This is a genomic window from Nostoc sp. WHI, from assembly GCF_015714725.1.
In the GTDB taxonomy this organism is placed as follows: Bacteria; Cyanobacteriota; Cyanobacteriia; order Cyanobacteriales; family Nostocaceae; genus Nostoc.
In genome coordinates, this window is record NZ_WBKM01000104.1 from 1 (window position 1) to 15926 (window position 15926).

Consider the following 15926-nt stretch of genomic DNA (forward strand, 5'->3'; position numbering starts at 1 on the left):
GGGAGCAGGGAGCAGGGAGCAGGGGGAAAATTCCTTTCCAATGCCCAATACCCAATACTTCTCTACGAGAGGCTGCGCCAACGGCAACACTCAGTACAAGTACCCAAGGCCCAATGCCTAAAACACAGTTGCTTTTACATTTGATTCCGATCATCGGCTTTTTTCCATCCTTGTGGACTCTCTATCGGGGTCAGGGTAGTAGGGAACAACTTGCTATTAGTCGTCTGTCTATAACTTTGGCACTTACTTGGATGTTTGGATATCTATTATTAACTAGCCCAGCAGCAACTTCAGACTTTTTTACACTACGTCTATTTATCCTCAATAGCTTTCTCACATCGGGTTACTTTTTAGTAAGTGTGTGGTTAATTTTGCGCTTGATACAGGGCAAGTCTGGGCGTTTACCAGGGTTTAGTACTTTAGCAGAACGAGTGTTCGGTAAGTACTTATCTTAATTTTTTAGGATGATAAATTATCGGTATTTTTACTTATTTTCTAGAAAATTACGGTTGATTTATCCATATATCTAGTCAAATCTAGTTTATTATTGCCATACTTCAATAAAACATCTTCAGATTGGCCCAAAACAAGAAAAAATGCTGCTATAAATGTTGTGGTTAACACTAATTTAAAAAAGTTAGCACTGATAATTAAAAGTTAGCTATTATGGCTTGATTTGTTTCCATATTTTTAGTCTGCAAATTTACCGAATTTGATTAGTGAGTAAGTGTGAGGAAGTCTGTGACCATTCAAAGAAGTTCGGCGGAAGAAAACCAGTCGGGAAAAGCCTCAAAGTCCAGTAACAAAATTTCCCAAAACTCGAAATCAGGACGTTGGCTGTGGTTTTGGGTGGGTATGAGTGGGATTGCAATGGTGTCAGCAACAGCAGGAGCACTTTTGGCGGTGTCTTTGACCAGTACGCCTTTGCAACAAGCCCAGCTAAGTGCAAAGGATGAAGCAGTCTTTGATAGCGATCGCATTTCTGGAGGTGTGCTACGATTTTCAGAATTAACTCGCCCGGTGAATCTCTTGGTTATGGGGATGAGCGTACTTCCGCCGGATGTCCAAAATGCTCCCGAAGAAACCAAAAACCTGAGATACCTCCCCCAAGTTAACTCCTTTGATGGTCTTTCCGATGTGATGCTCTTGGTCAAATTTGATCCAGAGACGAAAAAAATAGTCATGCTCTCCATTCCCAGAGATACCCGTACAGAAATAGAGGGGCATGGGGTGAAAAAAATTAATTCCGCCAATGTTGAAGGTGGGCCAGCTTTGACTGCCAAAACTGTCAGTAATCTCTTGGGTGGGGCGGGAATTGATCGCTATGTCAGAATTAACGTTTTGGGAGTTGGCAAGCTGATCGATGCTTTGGGGGGCGTGACAGTTTATGTCCCTAAAGATATGAAGTACCAAGATGATTCCCAGCATTTGTACATCAATTTGAAGGCAGGTAAGCAGCATCTCAACGGTGATCAAACACTGCAATTACTGCGCTTTCGCCGTGACGAACTCGGAGATATTGGTCGGATTCAGAGGCAGCAAATGGTCATGCGCGCCTTGATGGATCAAACACTCAACCCAGCTACTGTAGCTCAATTACCTAAAGTTCTTGATGTAGTTAAAGACCACATCGACACCAATTTGACGGTTGAGGAGTTAGTGGCGCTAATGGGTTTTGGGGTGCGAACAAATCGCTCCAATATGCAAATGTTAATGCTGCCAGGTCGCTTTAGCGGTAAGAGTGAGTATGATGCTAGCTATTGGTTACCCAACAAAGATGGTATTGCTAAAGTGATGGCTCAACACTTTGGTTTGGAATTAGAGGAGGAGCAGGCGATGGCTGACCCAGGCTCTTTACGTGTAGCAATTCAAGATAGTACAGGTGGCGATCGCTCTAACCTCCAACCATTAATTAGAGCCTTGGAAAAATCTGGATATCGGAACATTTATGTGGCCAAGGCATGGGGTGAACCTCTAGAGGTAACTCACATTGTCGCCCAACAAGGAGATGGTGACAGTGCCGAATCAGTTCGCAACACTTTGGGATTTGGAGAAGTGCGTGTGGAAAGTACTGGCAACATTGGCTCGGATATTAGCATCCAAGTGGGTCAGGATTGGTTGCAACAAAAATCTATTTTGGAAGAGTCGCTGACCAAATAATTATACCAATTCAATTAATGATTCCAATACATCCTTGGATAGAGACGCGATGAATCGCGTCTCTACGTGTAGCTTGCTTCTCCGTAGGGATACCAATACTTGCTAACGTAATTCATAATTAATTACGAATGATGTTTAGACTGGCACAGATGCTGTTGACTGTGAATTTACTAACTGGCTTAGTTGTTGGAGTTTAGCTGCTACCACACCATTGGTTAATAATTCCTCTGCTTTAGCTAAAGCTTCTGGCATATCTGGACAAATACCACTGCGCCATAGGTAAAATCCACCATTCCACAAGGCTGTTTGCATTAGTTCACCTGCTTTACCTGCCAAAACCTCCTGAATATCCGCCACCAGTTCTTCAGTAGTTCCAAGGGGTACATTCTTAGTAGTAAAGCCGTAATCACGCGGTACGAGGAGTAATCTTTCTATCTCTGGGGATGCTACGGATGAAGATAAGCCAATAATCGCAGTGCGATCGCGCGGTAAGTCGCAACTACCTTCCAATCCTTTCACGAATGTAAATTTTGTGACTCCTCGCAGTCCCAAAGCTATCTGAAACATCCCTTCTGTCGGCGGATGAACAAACCCAGCAATTACGTGAGCATCGCTGGCATAAGGACACCAGATTAGCTCCATTGTCGCCAAGGGCGGACGTTTGCCGAGTTGGTCGCGGTACTCCCAAATACTGCTAGTTAAGGGAAAATGCTGAGGTAGATAAATAAAGCCAATTCCCGTTTGCTCAAATACTTGCTGGGTTTTTGCGAGTGGGAGGGTAGTCCAATCGACTCCTAAACCCTGCCAGATATCTATTAGGGGTAATCCATACTTAGTTGGTAGGCGATCGCCACCGTGCATCACCACTGGTTGTCCAACTGCGGCGAGTATTAAAGCTGTTACCGGACTAATTGGTGCTGTGCGTGTTCTGCCATCATAAGGTATGCCAAGAGCGATCGCTGATCGTGCAGAGGGGATTGGTTGCAGTTTTGGCCCCAGTTCCTCATAGGCATCCAACATTCCCGCCAACTCTTCCCCCGTCGGACGCTTGATTCGATGAGCAATTAAAAACGCTCCAATTTGGGCTGGTGTAGCTTCACCTAGCAGCATCATTTTAGTAGCGGTGGCTGCTTGGGCGCGAGTTAAATTCTCGGCTGTGTGGTTTCCGCTGCCTACTTTTTGCAGGAATTCCCGAAATATATTGCTCATTTGTCCTTTGTCCACTGTCACTTGTAAGCAGGGGTTAATAGTGAAGAAAGTAATCTTTGAAAGAGCATTCTATGCAGTCAATCTAAAATCTAAAATCTAAAATCCAAAATCCAAAATCGAGTGACACTTAAGAAGCCGATCGCTGCTGGTTAATTTGTAATGGGATATTTTCGCGCACGAGTTGCCAAAAGTGCTTGATGGGGGGAATTTGGAGCCGGTCTTGAGTTGTTACCATAACTACCCGACGAGTCAAACTGGAACTATCTGCTAAACCACTAGTATTATTGCTGGCTAAAGAACGAATTGCTAGGGTAGGGTCAAGACGAGCTTCTACTAATGCTGATTGAGGAAGCAAAGCTATCAGTTCTCCTTGGCGTACCACTCCCCGGAAGGCATCTAGGGTATTTACCTCTAAAGCTGCCTGGAGTGTAGCTTCCATTCGGTCAAATCTATCTTGTATTAAGCGCTGCATTCCATAACCATCTTTAAAAACCACTTGAGGATAACGAATTAGTTCCGACCAAGGGACAAATTCATATTGGGCTAGGGGATGATTGGCTGCGGTTAGAACTTCTATCGGTTCATCATAAAGTACTTCTACCACCATTTCTCTACCACTGATTAAAAAGCGATTATTCATTACAATTGCTAAATCTACCAATCCATCTTTGAGGACTTTCAGGGCGCGATCGCTTCCTAATGAAGTCACCCGCAATTGTACATTTGGATAATCATGACAAAATTTTTGCAACACTGGGGGCAGATAAGATCCGCATAGTGAATGAATTGCGGCAATGCAGAGTTCTGGCTGCTTGCCGGCGATTAAATCGGCTAATTCTTCTGTAGCTGTCTGCCATTCTTGGCAAATTTTGCGGACACGGGGTAGCAAACATTCACCTAAGAGCGTCAATTTGGCGTGACTTGTTCTGTGAAACAGTTCTACACCCAAATCAGCTTCCAATGCCTGAATTTGGCGACTAATCGTTGATTGGGTAACACCACATGTTCGCGCTGCTTGTTGAAAGCTGCCGGTTTGGGCGATCGCTAAAAAGGCTTGCAACTGCTCTAAGCGCATTTTTATGTAGCCTGAATTACATTTATCGGTTTCATTAAGTTAACGGATTTTTGATCGCAATTTGGTAGAATTTGTTACAGGTTTTTAACTAAAATTGGCATTTTAAGTAAGTCAGTTTTTACCACCTTTATCGTCAATTATGCAATTTGCACGGATTTTTTCGGAAAATACCGCCAAAAAAGAATTTACTTTTATGTATGAATTTTTTAGATAAGACTACTTGTGAGAAATCCGGGCTAAACTGAATCCTGGTAGATGCAATTGCTAATTATCAGTGCAAAAGTGTATGCTTTAACACAAACATTCTGCGAGTCTGAGCGCAGACCATGACCAAACTTGAGCGAGTGCCAGTAGCCCAACTTTACAATAAGCATGGGATTAACTTTTTAAACAAGCGCAGTCATTCAATTTTACAGGAGTTAGGTGAGAATGCCCTCAAGCAGAAGGTTAGCTGATGTAGAGAAGAACTTAGAGTTGTGGTACGAAAATCTGGGCAGTATGGAACAAGTCCTTGCTATAACCTATGATGCGCGTGCAAGAATTGCTATTAATCAGCAAATCCAATATGATATTCTTCCGCAGATTCGCAAGTATGAAGTAGAATATTGGCAGCTACTAGCGCAAGAAGTTGCACATTCGTGTGCAATAGAAGAGTTCGATGCGCGTAATGCCATCGTTCATGTTGTCCAAGAAGTGAAACGGATTGAAAACAAATCAAGCGTCCACTATCCCGATGACTTCATGCAACTGTTACTAGAAATTCGAGACAAGCTCAATGAACCAGAGACACCTGCGACAGCTAAGGCAAAATTAGCCCTGCCTCTTTTACCTGGGATTTTGTCTTATGAGGTAGAACTAGATACAGAAAACGCATTGAGACGAGCGTTTCTGCCACTTAAAGGACTCTTTAAGAAAGCGCTAGAAAAAAAGTAATTAGCCCCGGTGCAGAACAGCGTCGGGGCTTGTCCGAATTAACAGGAGAGGATAAAGGCTACTTTTTTGGTAATACAAGAATACTCATAAGCTCAGTAATTGCGGGTGCTAGCAGTTCGCTTTTAGCTATTATACTGCTCAGTTTTATAGCAGAACCCTATTGGATTCTGTCTGGATTATGGGTGTTATTGTTAATTTCGGGGGTGTTAATATTTGCTCAATCTCACTCAATTTGGGAAAAAGTTTATTTATTTAGTACTGCTTTATTTTCCAGTTTATTCACCAGTTTTGTCTTCAAAAGTTTACAAATTTCTAACCCTTTTAAAATGGGATTATCAGGAATATTAGTTGTATTTTTGCTGGTTCTTCTCGGTGGATTATTTGTTGTTATTAAAATAGCTTTTTTTCAGTTATTTTACAAATTACTGTCTAGATTTTGAATTTGTAAATTGAAGGTTTTTATGGGAGATATTCTAAAAATTAGAAAATCATTATTTATACTATTTTCTGCAATATTTGTGACAGGATTAATTTTTTTATTATTAAATGAATTAACTAAACCTCCTATAGTTATTAAACCTACTCCTCCTACTCCCACTCCGACACCAGATATATCACCAATATCCCCTAGTCCAATAAGTCTGAATTTACAAGCAAGGATGAGTTTAGGAGAGAGAATATTGGTGACGAAAAACACAACCCTCGATAAAGAAGCAGGAGTAAAAGCGTTTGCTTCTGGAGATTTCATTACTGCTGTCAAAAAATTCCAATCATCCTTGAAAAAGAAAAATGACCCAGAAGCATTAATTTATAAGAATAACGCCCAAATTGGTAAATCGAAGGCCTTTAAAATTGTTATTAGCGTACCAATTGGTGGCAATGTAGACATAGCAGAAGAAATGCTACGAGGAGTAGCTCAGGCTCAAGATGAGGTAAATAGAAGTAATGGAATTAATGGACAACCACTACAGATTTTGATTGCTAATGATGATGCTGTCATAGAGATTGCTCAAGATTTAGCTGCTGAATTTGTAAAGGACTCTAGTATTTTGGCAATAATAGGACATAGCCGTAATGAAGTATCAGTACAAGCTGCAAAAATTTATAAAGATAAGTTGGTGATGGTCTCAACTAACAATACTGTACAGCTATCACAACAGTTACCAGAAATTGGTAAATATATATTTCGCATTGTTCCTAATCAAGGTGTGGAAAGCGACGTTCTTGCTAACTATATTGTCACAACTGCTCAACTGAAAACAATTACTATTTGTGCAGATTCTACAGCCTCGATAACAAGTGATACAACGAAAAAAACCTACGCTGAGTCTATCACCAATGCTAGAGGGCAAGTCATTACAAATTGTGATTTTGGTAACTTAAAAATTCCTGACCCTACTGTTGTCAGTCAAGCCATCAGTGCTGGTGCAGAGGGTTTACTATTAATTCCAAAATTGAATAAGATTAACCGTGCTTTTGAAGTAGCAGAGGCAAATAAAGGCAACTTAGCTTTATTTGGACATCCAACGCTTTATACTTTTAGAACTTTACAGCAGGGTAAAGGAAATGTCAGAGGAATGGTATTAACTGCGTTTTGGCATCCAGATGCTTTTCCGAACAATCCCTTTAGTGAGAATGCTAATAGACTTTGGGGCAGAGTAAATTGGCAGACTGCTGCCTCTTATGATGCTCTCCAAGCAATTATTACTGGCTTGAGAAAGCACGATACCAGAGAAGGTTTGCAACAAGCTCTATCTGATCCCAATTTTGTCGCTTCGGGAGCCACAGGAACAATTAAATTTAAACCTGATGGCGATCGCGAAGGAAAATCATTATTAGTCAAAATTGAACCTAAAAATCCGTCTAAGTCTGGCACAGGATATGATTTTGTACTTTTACGGTAGCTATGAATTTGATACCCAATACGCTTGGGTTAAGCCCCAAATGCAACGTTGCATTGCAACGTCTCTACATACCTAAAATCAATACCAAAAATCCTTAATCCAAGCGTATTGATTCGATACCGTAATTGCACAAGCGATCGCAGAAATTAGCAATCACTGAAATTAGGGACAATCTTATTTTACGAGTCACCTTGAAATGGCTAGTACTAGAATTTACCACTCAGCCAAAGCGATCGCTATTCCTTATAAGTATCTGTTAGTTTTTACAAACTGCTAGAGTTTCGCTCAACAATTCCGACTAAAATCTTCATTAAAGCTTCTAAATCATCGGGTAATGAATAAATTTTGATATCTTCTATAATTTGTTGGGCTTTAACATCAAGTCTTCCAAATCTCCAGACATCACCAATCGTAACGGCTCCATACTGAAAAGGCTGTTCTTCAATTTGAGATAAAGCAATTAATTGAGTGGCTAGTTGCGTAAATGCTCTGGTAATATCATCATTTTTTGCTTCCACTACTAAAAGGTTCTGATCTGCACGAAGAAGATAATCTAGATTTCCTTTGAGCCACTTACTTACCGCCAGTGGGTACTCAATTCGTAGCTGACAGTCACAATAATATGTAGCAACTTCTAATAAAATTGGTGCCACCAAAGTTTCTCGACGTGCTGTTTCACTTGTCAAACTAACCCGTGGAAGCGTCCGTTCAATACGGTCTCTTAATTCTTCTAATCTGTCTAAAGGCTTTTGTGTTTTTGGTAGCGATAACCTTGACCGTACCAAAGCATAACCAAGCTCTGCTAAGATTTCTTCTGGCTCATAAGTCATTTCAAAATACGAGCGAAAGGTATATTCGCGGTCTTCTTGAAGGATTTTAGGTTTTGCCATAATTCACTATAATCCCGCATTATTAATTCTTATTCTGATTGTGGCTTACTTACGATGAATTAACCGTTTAACCGCTAATAATTGGATACAAGTATGCGAAAGTTACCATTCGGCTAAAGCGATCGCTATTCCTTGTTGCAAATCTGGTGTGAGTGTGGCGTTATTTGCTAACTGCTGCAATTGTTGATATGTAGCTTCAGCGTCTAAATTTTTCAGTGCCGCGATCGCGTGTAGTCTCACCGATGCATTAGAATCGGCTAGCAGTGAAATCAATGGTTCAATAGCTTGCATTTTACCTAACTGCCCTAAAGACAAAGCGATCGCACTTTTGATGTTAACAATCTCTGTGGCTGGATGTTGCGTTAGCGTTCGCGGAGCGTCTCGTAGAGAAGCTGGCCGTTCGCGTAGCGTCTCGTAGAGAAGGCATCGCAGTATTTGCAGTAAAATTTCTGCGGCTGGTGTAGTTAACTCCGGCTTTTGCACTCGTCCCAGAACTGTCACAATTTCTTGCCAAAGTATCTCGGATGTGATTTGGTTAAATGCTGTTTGCAAATATTCCAAACTAGATAATGTCCCCACCCAACTTAAAGCGCGGATGGTTTCTAATTGCAGTGGTAGGGGTGTATTAGGTGATATTAGCACCTGAAATAATTGCTGGGCAGCGTCATCAGAACCCATCCGAGAAAGGGAAACTGCGGCTACACAACAAACTTCAAGGTTGAAGTCGTAAAGCCTGGGTTGCAGTCTTGTCACCAAATCTAATGTTTCGCGTAAGTCAGGGCGAAAACTTAAACCAAGGACTGCTGCACGCCTGACTGTGGCAGCTACATCATCCAAAGCGTTTAACAATACTGGCGGTACACGTTCGTCATGAAAGCTGCTGAGGGCTTCAATTGCGGCGGCGCGGATCGCTGCTTGTGGATCTTGGACTACACTCAACAGTGGTGCAATGGTTTTTGGTTGCCGAATACAAGAGAGCGATCGCACTGCTGAAAGTCGTGTATCTTCATCTAATAGAAGTTCAGAGAGTGCAGCGATGGCAACAGTACCCATTTGCCCCAGTGCTGTAGCTGCGATCGCTTTGAGTTCTTCATCCTCATCGGTTTTCAACAATTCCACCATTGGCAAAATTGCATCTGGGTGCTGAAATTCGCTCAAAATTCGTGCTGCATACCAACGCAATTCTTCTTCTGCGTCTTCATCTTTCAAGATGTCAATGAGTGGTGGAATGGCAATATTTCCCAAGTGAGTTAACACCTTGGTTATTTCCCAGCGTTGTTGAAAATCCCCTATCTCTAACATTGAAAGTGCTAATGTCAGTAGATATTCTCGATTTTTAACTATCTCTGGATGTTCAGAGTCTACCCCTAAGATTAATTGTTGTAAATATTGAATTAGCGATGACCAATCAGCTGCATCGTGTGCTGCCTGGACTTGCATCAAAAGCTGGTTGATGTTATTCACAATATCCTGCTTTAATTATCAATCTTTTGCCTCCACTACGTTGGCTTGACTACAACAGAAGTACCTTCAATTTTAGCAGCGTAAGTTTTGAGCGGAGTTGTCGCTGGGCCTTTTTGCACCTTGCCATCAACCCCGTATTCTGAACCATGACAGGGACATAAGAACGTTTTTGTTGGAGGTTCCCACGCTACGGTGCAACCTGCGTGAGTACAGGTAGGGTCAACAGCAGTTAGATTTTCGCCTTTAGATGTGCCGACTACCAACACAGACCCGACGGGCGAATCTTTTGCCAGCAATTGACCTGTTTTATCTAATTCTGCCGAAGTGCCCACTGTTTGCCAATCTCCAGATGTTGAAGTTGTCCCAGAAGAACAGGCTGCGATCGCTACAGGTAGAGAACTCGCTATCAAACCCAAGCCTACCCAATTAATAAAATCACGACGTTTCATAGCTGCTGAATATCTAAGTTTTAGCTAACACAAGTTATCTCAAATACCTTTATCAAGCCTTTGCGTCGCTTATTTATGACTTTAATGCAAAAAACGCATAATTTTCATGCATTTTCAGCGATTTTGCTCAAAAACCGTAACAATTTATACGATTTTAACAGAAATTTCACTTTAAGTTATGAGTATTGAAATCGTTACATGAACAGTATCTAAACCTGCTTGACAAATTCCCAAGATGTAAATGATGACAAGTTTTTCTTAACTAACCACGGATTTGGAGTTTCGCCTTGGAATGCTCTTAAGTAAAAATAATCAGCCTTAAGCAAATATTAAGTTTTTATTCACTAACCCTCGTAGACATAACACCTGATGTAACTACGGGTCGATTGATATTGGCCAATTATCACCACATTTCAGTAATTTGCAACGAGAGTCAGCTTCATGACAGACACAGCAACTACCACCGCCAGCCTGAATAAGTTCGAGAAATTCAAAGCAGAAAAAGATGGACTCGCCATCAAGAGCGAGATAGAGAAATTTGCTGCCCTCGGGTGGGAAGCAATGGACGAAATAGACCGGGAACATCGACTTAAGTGGATGGGTGTATTTTTTCGCCCAGTTACCCCAGGCAAGTTTATGATGCGGTTGCGGATGCCAAACGGTATTCTCACCAGCAGTCAGATGTGTGTATTAGCCCAAGTAGTGCAGCGTTACGGAGATGAAGGCTGCGCTGATATTACTACGAGACAGAATATTCAATTACGTGGGATCAGGATTGAAGATTTACCAGATATCTTTAATAGATTTCACGCAGTTGGTTTAACCAGCATTCAGTCAGGGATGGATAACGTTCGCAATATCACAGGCGATCCCGTGGCGGGGTTAGATGCAGATGAGTTGTACGACACACGAGAGTTGATACAGCAAATTCAAGATATGCTCACCAACAAAGGAGAAGGGAACCCAGAGTTTAGCAACTTACCACGGAAGTTTAACATTGCGATCGCTGGCGGAAGAGACAATTCAGTTCACGCCGAAATCAATGATTTAGCTTTTGTTCCAGCATTTAAGGAAGGGAGTGGGGAATGGGGAGTGGGGAGTGGTGAACAATCCCCTACTCCCTACTCCCTACTCCCTACTCCCCAAAAAGTTTTTGGATTTAACGTTCTCGTTGGTGGCTTTTTCTCCGCTAAACGTTGTGAAGCGGCAATTCCTCTAAATGCTTGGGTGGCTCCAGAAGATGTGGTAGCTGTATGTAGAGCGGTTTTGGAAGTCTTTCGTGATCATGGCCCGCGTGCTAATCGGCAAAAATCGCGCTTGATGTGGCTAATTGATGAATGGGGTGTAGAAAAGTTTCGAGCAGAAGTAGAAACCCGTTTGGGTAAATCATTGTTACCCGCAGCAGCTAAAGACGAAATGGACTGGGAAAAACGCGATCACATCGGGCTTTATAAACAAAAACAACCAGGATTAAACTACGTAGGCTTGAACATCCCCGTCGGGCGGCTATATGCCGAAGATATGTTTGAAATTGCTCGGATAGCGGAAGTTTACGGCAGTGGCGAAATCCGTTTTACAGTTGAGCAAAACATCGTCATCCCCAACATTTCTGACTCGCGTTTAGCAACATTTTTATCAGAGCCTTTGCTAGAAAGGTTTTCCATTGATCCTGGTTTACTGACGCGATCGCTAGTATCCTGCACAGGCGCACAATTTTGCAACTTTGCCCTCATCGAAACCAAAAACCGCGCCCTGGCAATGATTAAAGCCTTAGAAGAAGACTTAACCTTCACCAATCCGGTGCGAATTCACTGGACAGGTTGCCCCAACTCCTGTGCACAGCCCCAAGTTGCAGACATCGGCTTGATGGGAACTAAAATTCGTAAAAATGGCAAAACCTTAGAAGGCGTTGACATATATATGGGTGGCAAAGTTGGCAAAGATGCCCATTTAGGAACTTGCGTCATCAAAGGCATCCCCTGCGAAGACTTGCAGCCAGTATTGCAAGATTTACTAATCAAAAACTTTGGGGCAAAACTTAAGGAAGAAGCCTTAGTAGTTAGTAACTTCTAGCACTTATCGGGGGTATTGCAATACCGTTCGGAAAGATCCCCCCGCCTGTGGCGACCCCCTTAAAAAGGGGGTGAAGAGATATTAGCCCCCCTTTTTAAGGGGGGTTGGGGGGATCTTCCGAGTTCAGAGCCTCAACGTCCAAGTTCAGAGCCTCAACGTCCGAGTTAAAAGGTGCAACTTCCGAGTTCAAAGCCTCAACGTCCGAGTTAAAAGCCTCAATCTCCGAGTTCAAAGGTGCAACTTCCGAGTTCAAAGCCTCAACGTCCGAGTTCAAAGCCTCAACGTCCGAGTTCAAAGCCTCAACGTCCGAGTTAAAAGCCTCAACGTCCGAGTTAAAAGGTGCAACGTCCGAGTTCAAAGCCTCAACGTCCGAGTTCAAAGCCTCAACGTCCGAGTTCAAAGGCTCAATCTCCGAGTTAAAAGCCTCAACTCCGTTTTTTATTCAATTAGAAAGATTAGAATGCTTAAAAAATTATTTTCATTCAGCGATCGCTACCGCATCTTACATCAAACTTGGTTCGCCTTCTTTCTCACCTTTGTTTGTTGGTTTAACTTCGCTCCCTTCGCTACAACCATTGGCAAAGAGTTGGATTTAGCGCCTGAGCAAATCAAAACGTTGGGCATCTGTAACCTCGCTCTCACAATTCCCGCACGCCTAATTATTGGGATGCTTCTGGATCGTTTTGGCCCCAAAATTACCTACTCAATCTTGCTAATGTTTGCGGTTGTTCCTTGTTTAGCGACGGCGCTAGCGCAAGATTTTAATCAATTAGTCATCAGTCGTTTGCTGATGGGAATTGTCGGCTCTGGGTTTGTTGTCGGTATCCGCATGGTATCCGAATGGTTTCACCCGAAGGAAATGGGTATTGCTCAAGGTATTTATGGCGGTTGGGGCAACTTTGGAGCTTTTGGCGCAGAGTTTGCCTTGCCGATACTTGCAGTTTCTACGAGCTTTTTCGCTGGTGGTGGTTCTAATTGGCGTTTTGCGATCGCACTTACAGGGATTATTGCAGCCATCTACGGCGTAATTTATTACAACAGCGTTCAAGATACACCCACAGGGAAAGTCTACAAGAAACCTAAGAAAAATGGTTCTCTGGAAGTGACCAGTATTAAAAGCTTCTGGGCGATGATTATCTCAAATTTTGGTTTGATTTTCGCCTTGGGTTTATTAGCTTGGCGTTTGGAACAAAAGAATATTCACTTCCTGACTCTGAACCAAATGTATTTGACTTGGTTGCTATTAGCAGGATTATTTGCTTACCAAAGTTACAAAGCTTGGGAAGTAAACCGAGAACTTCTAATTGGCAAAAAAACTTATGCCCCATCTGAACGCTTCCAATTTGGTCAAGTAGCTTTACTCGAATTCACTTACATAACTAACTTTGGTAGTGAATTAGCAGTTGTTTCTATGCTGCCGGCATTTTTTGAAAAAACCTTTGCTTTAGAACACGTTGTAGCTGGAATGATTGCCGCTACCTATCCCTTCTTAAATTTGGTTTCTCGTCCTAGTGGTGGCTTAATCTCTGATAAATTCGGCTCACGTAAATGGACAATGACAATTCTCAGTGCGGGCATTGGTGTTGGTTATTTGATGGCACATTTTATTAATAGTAACTGGCCGATTCCGCTAGCGATCGCAGTGACAATGTTTGCCGCTTACTTTGCCCAAGCTGGCTGCGGTGCAACCTACAGCATCGTACCCCTAATTAAGAAAGAAGCCACTGGACAAATTGCCGGTAATGTCGGAGCTTACGGTAATTTTGGCGCCGTAGTTTACCTGACAATTTTTAGCTTAACCGACGCACCTACACTATTTACCACAATGGGTATAGCTGCTTTAGTCTGCGCTTTTATGTGTGCCTTCTTCCTCAAAGAACCAAAAGATTCCTTTGCTGCTGCTTATGAAGGGGAGTTATCAGAAACCGCAACTAAAAACCCTGTCTTCTTAACTGAAGAATAATCGAAGTAGGAAATATGGATTTTTACCACGCAGAGGCGCTGAACGTTTAAAACTCTTACCTTTGCGTCTTTGCGCCTTTGCGCGAGACATTCATCCTCTTCTCTGCGTGAAATTCTTTATCAAACACCATGACTGAATTTACCAAAACCCTCTGTCCCTACTGTGGTGTTGGTTGTGGACTAGAAGTTTCACCCCCAGCCCAACAAGGCAAAGCAACTAATCGAGATAGCCAAGGAAATCCAAATTGGCGAGTCCGGGGCGACAAAGCCCATCCATCCAGTCAAGGAATGCTTTGCGTCAAAGGCGCAACGATCGCAGAATCTTTAGATAAAAATAGATTACATTACCCAATGGTGCGAGACTCTTTGGATCAAGAGTTTCGGCGCGTTAGTTGGGATGAAGCTTTTGATCTCATCACCAAGCGCATTCAAACTGTGCGTTTCACCCAAGGGCCAGAAGCTCTATGTATGTATGGTTCCGGTCAGTTTCAAACCGAAGACTATTACATAGCCCAGAAACTCATGAAAGGCTGTCTGGGTACTAATAATTTTGATGCCAACTCTCGCTTATGTATGTCCAGTGCTGTGTCTGGCTACATTCAAAGCTTTGGCTCAGATGGGCCACCCTGCTGTTACGATGACTTGGAGTTAACTGACTGTGCGTTTTTAATTGGCACTAATACAGCCGAATGTCACCCCATCGTTTTTAACCGACTAGAAAAATATCACAAAAAGAACCGCAAGGTGAAAATGATTGTGGTTGATCCCCGTCGCACACCAACCGCAGAAGCAGCTGACTTGCATTTAGCCATTCGTCCCGGTACAGATATCGATTTGTTAAACGGCATCGCCCACTTGTTGATGCGCTGGAACTATATTGATACCATGTTCATGGACGACTGCACAAGCAACTTTCCCGCTTATGCTGAGGTGATTCGCCACTATCCGCCAGAAGTGGTGGCTCGCCAATGTGGAATCAGCATTGAAGATTTAGAAACAGCAGCTCGCTATTGGGGTAAATCTGAGCGGGTACTGTCTTTGTGGTCAATGGGTGTAAATCAATCGTCAGAAGGGACGGCTAAGGTCAGAACCATCATTAACCTGCACCTGATGACTGGACAGATTGGCAAGCCTGGGGCTGGCCCTTTCTCGCTCACTGGTCAGCCGAACGCGATGGGAGGACGGGAAGCCGGAGGTTTGGCGCATTTATTACCAGGTTATCGGGTGATCAAAAATCCTCAGCACCGCGCAGAAGTTGAGGAGTTTTGGGGACTCAAGCCAGGACAGATTTCGCCCAATCCCGGTTTGACTGCTTGGGACATGATTACTGGGCTAGAAAATGGCGCTGTAGAGTTACTATGGATTGCAGCTACCAATCCAGCTGTAAGTATGCCAGATTTGGAGCGGACTAAAAAGGCGTTATTGCGATCGCCTTTTACCATTTACCAAGATGCTTATTATCCTACAGAAACCTCTGCTTACGCTCACGTTTTGCTACCAGCCGCCCAATGGGGTGAAAAAACTGGTGTGATGACAAACTCCGAACGAGTGGTAACTTTATGTCAAGCATTCCGCCAACCGCCAAGAGAAGCTAAAGCAGATTGGGAAATTTTTGCCGAAGTCGGACGCAGATTAGGTTTTGAGAAAGAATTTGCCTTTGCTAACTCGGCTGAAGTTTATGCTGAATTTGTCAAACTAACAAAAACTCGCCCCTGCGATATGACAGGTATCAGCCACGCGCAATTACAAGCAGAAGGCGCGACTCAATGGCCTCATCCTGAAGAGGGGAGTGGGGAATGGGGAGTGG

At 42.9% G+C, this 15926-nt stretch carries 15 protein-coding genes; 9 read left to right on the forward strand and 6 right to left on the reverse strand.

The annotated features are described in order from the left end of the window. The first annotated feature begins 113 nt into the window (after positions 1-113). Both F8S12_RS10230 and F8S12_RS10235 read left to right on the forward strand, forming a co-directional pair. Positions 114-455, forward strand: a complete 342-nt coding sequence (locus F8S12_RS10230) for a hypothetical protein (RefSeq protein ID WP_196516191.1) — start codon at positions 114-116, stop codon at positions 453-455. Between the two features lie 286 nt (positions 456-741). Beyond that, the gene (locus F8S12_RS10235) at positions 742-2160 is read left to right on the forward strand and encodes an LCP family protein (RefSeq protein WP_196516192.1); all 1419 of its coding nucleotides are present in this window, start codon (positions 742-744) and stop codon (positions 2158-2160) included. A 135-nt stretch (positions 2161-2295) separates the two neighbouring features. Here the strand turns inward: F8S12_RS10235 and F8S12_RS10240 are convergent, their stop codons facing one another. Together F8S12_RS10240 and F8S12_RS10245 are read right to left on the reverse strand one after the other, a co-directional pair. Continuing rightward, positions 2296-3369 (reverse strand): anthranilate phosphoribosyltransferase family protein, encoded by a 1074-nt coding sequence (locus F8S12_RS10240; RefSeq protein ID WP_196516193.1) that lies wholly within the window; start codon positions 3367-3369, stop codon positions 2296-2298. Between the two features lie 127 nt (positions 3370-3496). Then, complete coding sequence (locus tag F8S12_RS10245; RefSeq protein ID WP_196516194.1) at positions 3497-4444, reverse strand: LysR family transcriptional regulator; 948 nt, start codon at positions 4442-4444, stop codon at positions 3497-3499. Positions 4445-4770: 326 nt separating this feature from the next. Between F8S12_RS10245 and F8S12_RS41605 the strand changes: the two genes are divergently transcribed. From F8S12_RS41605 to F8S12_RS10260, 4 genes are all read left to right on the forward strand, one after another. Next, entirely contained in the window at positions 4771-4899 is a 129-nt protein-coding gene (locus F8S12_RS41605; protein ID WP_269144796.1) for a hypothetical protein, read from the forward strand. After that, positions 4874-5377, forward strand: coding sequence for a hypothetical protein (locus tag F8S12_RS10250; RefSeq protein WP_196516195.1), 504 nt, complete (start codon positions 4874-4876; stop codon positions 5375-5377). Before F8S12_RS41605 ends, F8S12_RS10250 begins: the two co-directional genes overlap by 26 nt. A 29-nt stretch (positions 5378-5406) precedes the next feature. After that, positions 5407-5817 (forward strand): hypothetical protein, encoded by a 411-nt coding sequence (locus tag F8S12_RS10255; RefSeq protein WP_196516196.1) that lies wholly within the window; start codon positions 5407-5409, stop codon positions 5815-5817. Between the two features lie 78 nt (positions 5818-5895). Next, entirely contained in the window at positions 5896-7281 is a 1386-nt protein-coding gene (locus F8S12_RS10260) for an ABC transporter substrate-binding protein (protein ID WP_196516197.1), read from the forward strand. Between the two features lie 263 nt (positions 7282-7544). Here F8S12_RS10260 and F8S12_RS10265 read toward each other — a convergent pair whose 3' ends face one another. From F8S12_RS10265 to F8S12_RS10275, 3 genes are all read right to left on the reverse strand, one after another. Continuing rightward, on the reverse strand, positions 7545-8171 hold the full coding sequence (locus F8S12_RS10265) for a hypothetical protein (RefSeq protein WP_196516198.1): 627 nt from the start codon (positions 8169-8171) through the stop codon (positions 7545-7547). A gap of 102 nt (positions 8172-8273) precedes the next feature. Next, positions 8274-9638, reverse strand: a complete 1365-nt coding sequence (locus F8S12_RS10270; RefSeq protein WP_196516204.1) for a HEAT repeat domain-containing protein — start codon at positions 9636-9638, stop codon at positions 8274-8276. Positions 9639-9670: 32 nt separating this feature from the next. Further along, positions 9671-10084 (reverse strand): QcrA and Rieske domain-containing protein, encoded by a 414-nt coding sequence (locus F8S12_RS10275; RefSeq protein ID WP_196516199.1) that lies wholly within the window; start codon positions 10082-10084, stop codon positions 9671-9673. Positions 10085-10525: 441 nt separating this feature from the next. Here F8S12_RS10275 and F8S12_RS10280 point away from each other — a divergent pair, with 441 nt between their 5' ends. Beyond that, positions 10526-12157 (forward strand): ferredoxin--nitrite reductase, encoded by a 1632-nt coding sequence (locus tag F8S12_RS10280; RefSeq protein WP_196516200.1) that lies wholly within the window; start codon positions 10526-10528, stop codon positions 12155-12157. A gap of 94 nt (positions 12158-12251) precedes the next feature. Here F8S12_RS10280 and F8S12_RS10285 read toward each other — a convergent pair whose 3' ends face one another. Continuing rightward, complete coding sequence (locus tag F8S12_RS10285) at positions 12252-12557, reverse strand: hypothetical protein (protein WP_196516201.1); 306 nt, start codon at positions 12555-12557, stop codon at positions 12252-12254. A gap of 60 nt (positions 12558-12617) precedes the next feature. On the opposite strand from F8S12_RS10285, the gene F8S12_RS10290 reads away from it, so the two are divergent. Together F8S12_RS10290 and F8S12_RS10295 are read left to right on the forward strand one after the other, a co-directional pair. After that, positions 12618-14120 carry a NarK family nitrate/nitrite MFS transporter gene (locus tag F8S12_RS10290; RefSeq protein ID WP_196516202.1) on the forward strand — a complete coding sequence of 501 codons (1503 nt, stop codon included), beginning with the start codon at positions 12618-12620 and terminating at the stop codon, positions 14118-14120. A gap of 128 nt (positions 14121-14248) precedes the next feature. Continuing rightward, positions 14249-15926, forward strand: a 1678-nt coding sequence (locus F8S12_RS10295; protein WP_196516203.1) for a molybdopterin-dependent oxidoreductase, incomplete at its 3' end; no start/stop codon positions are given.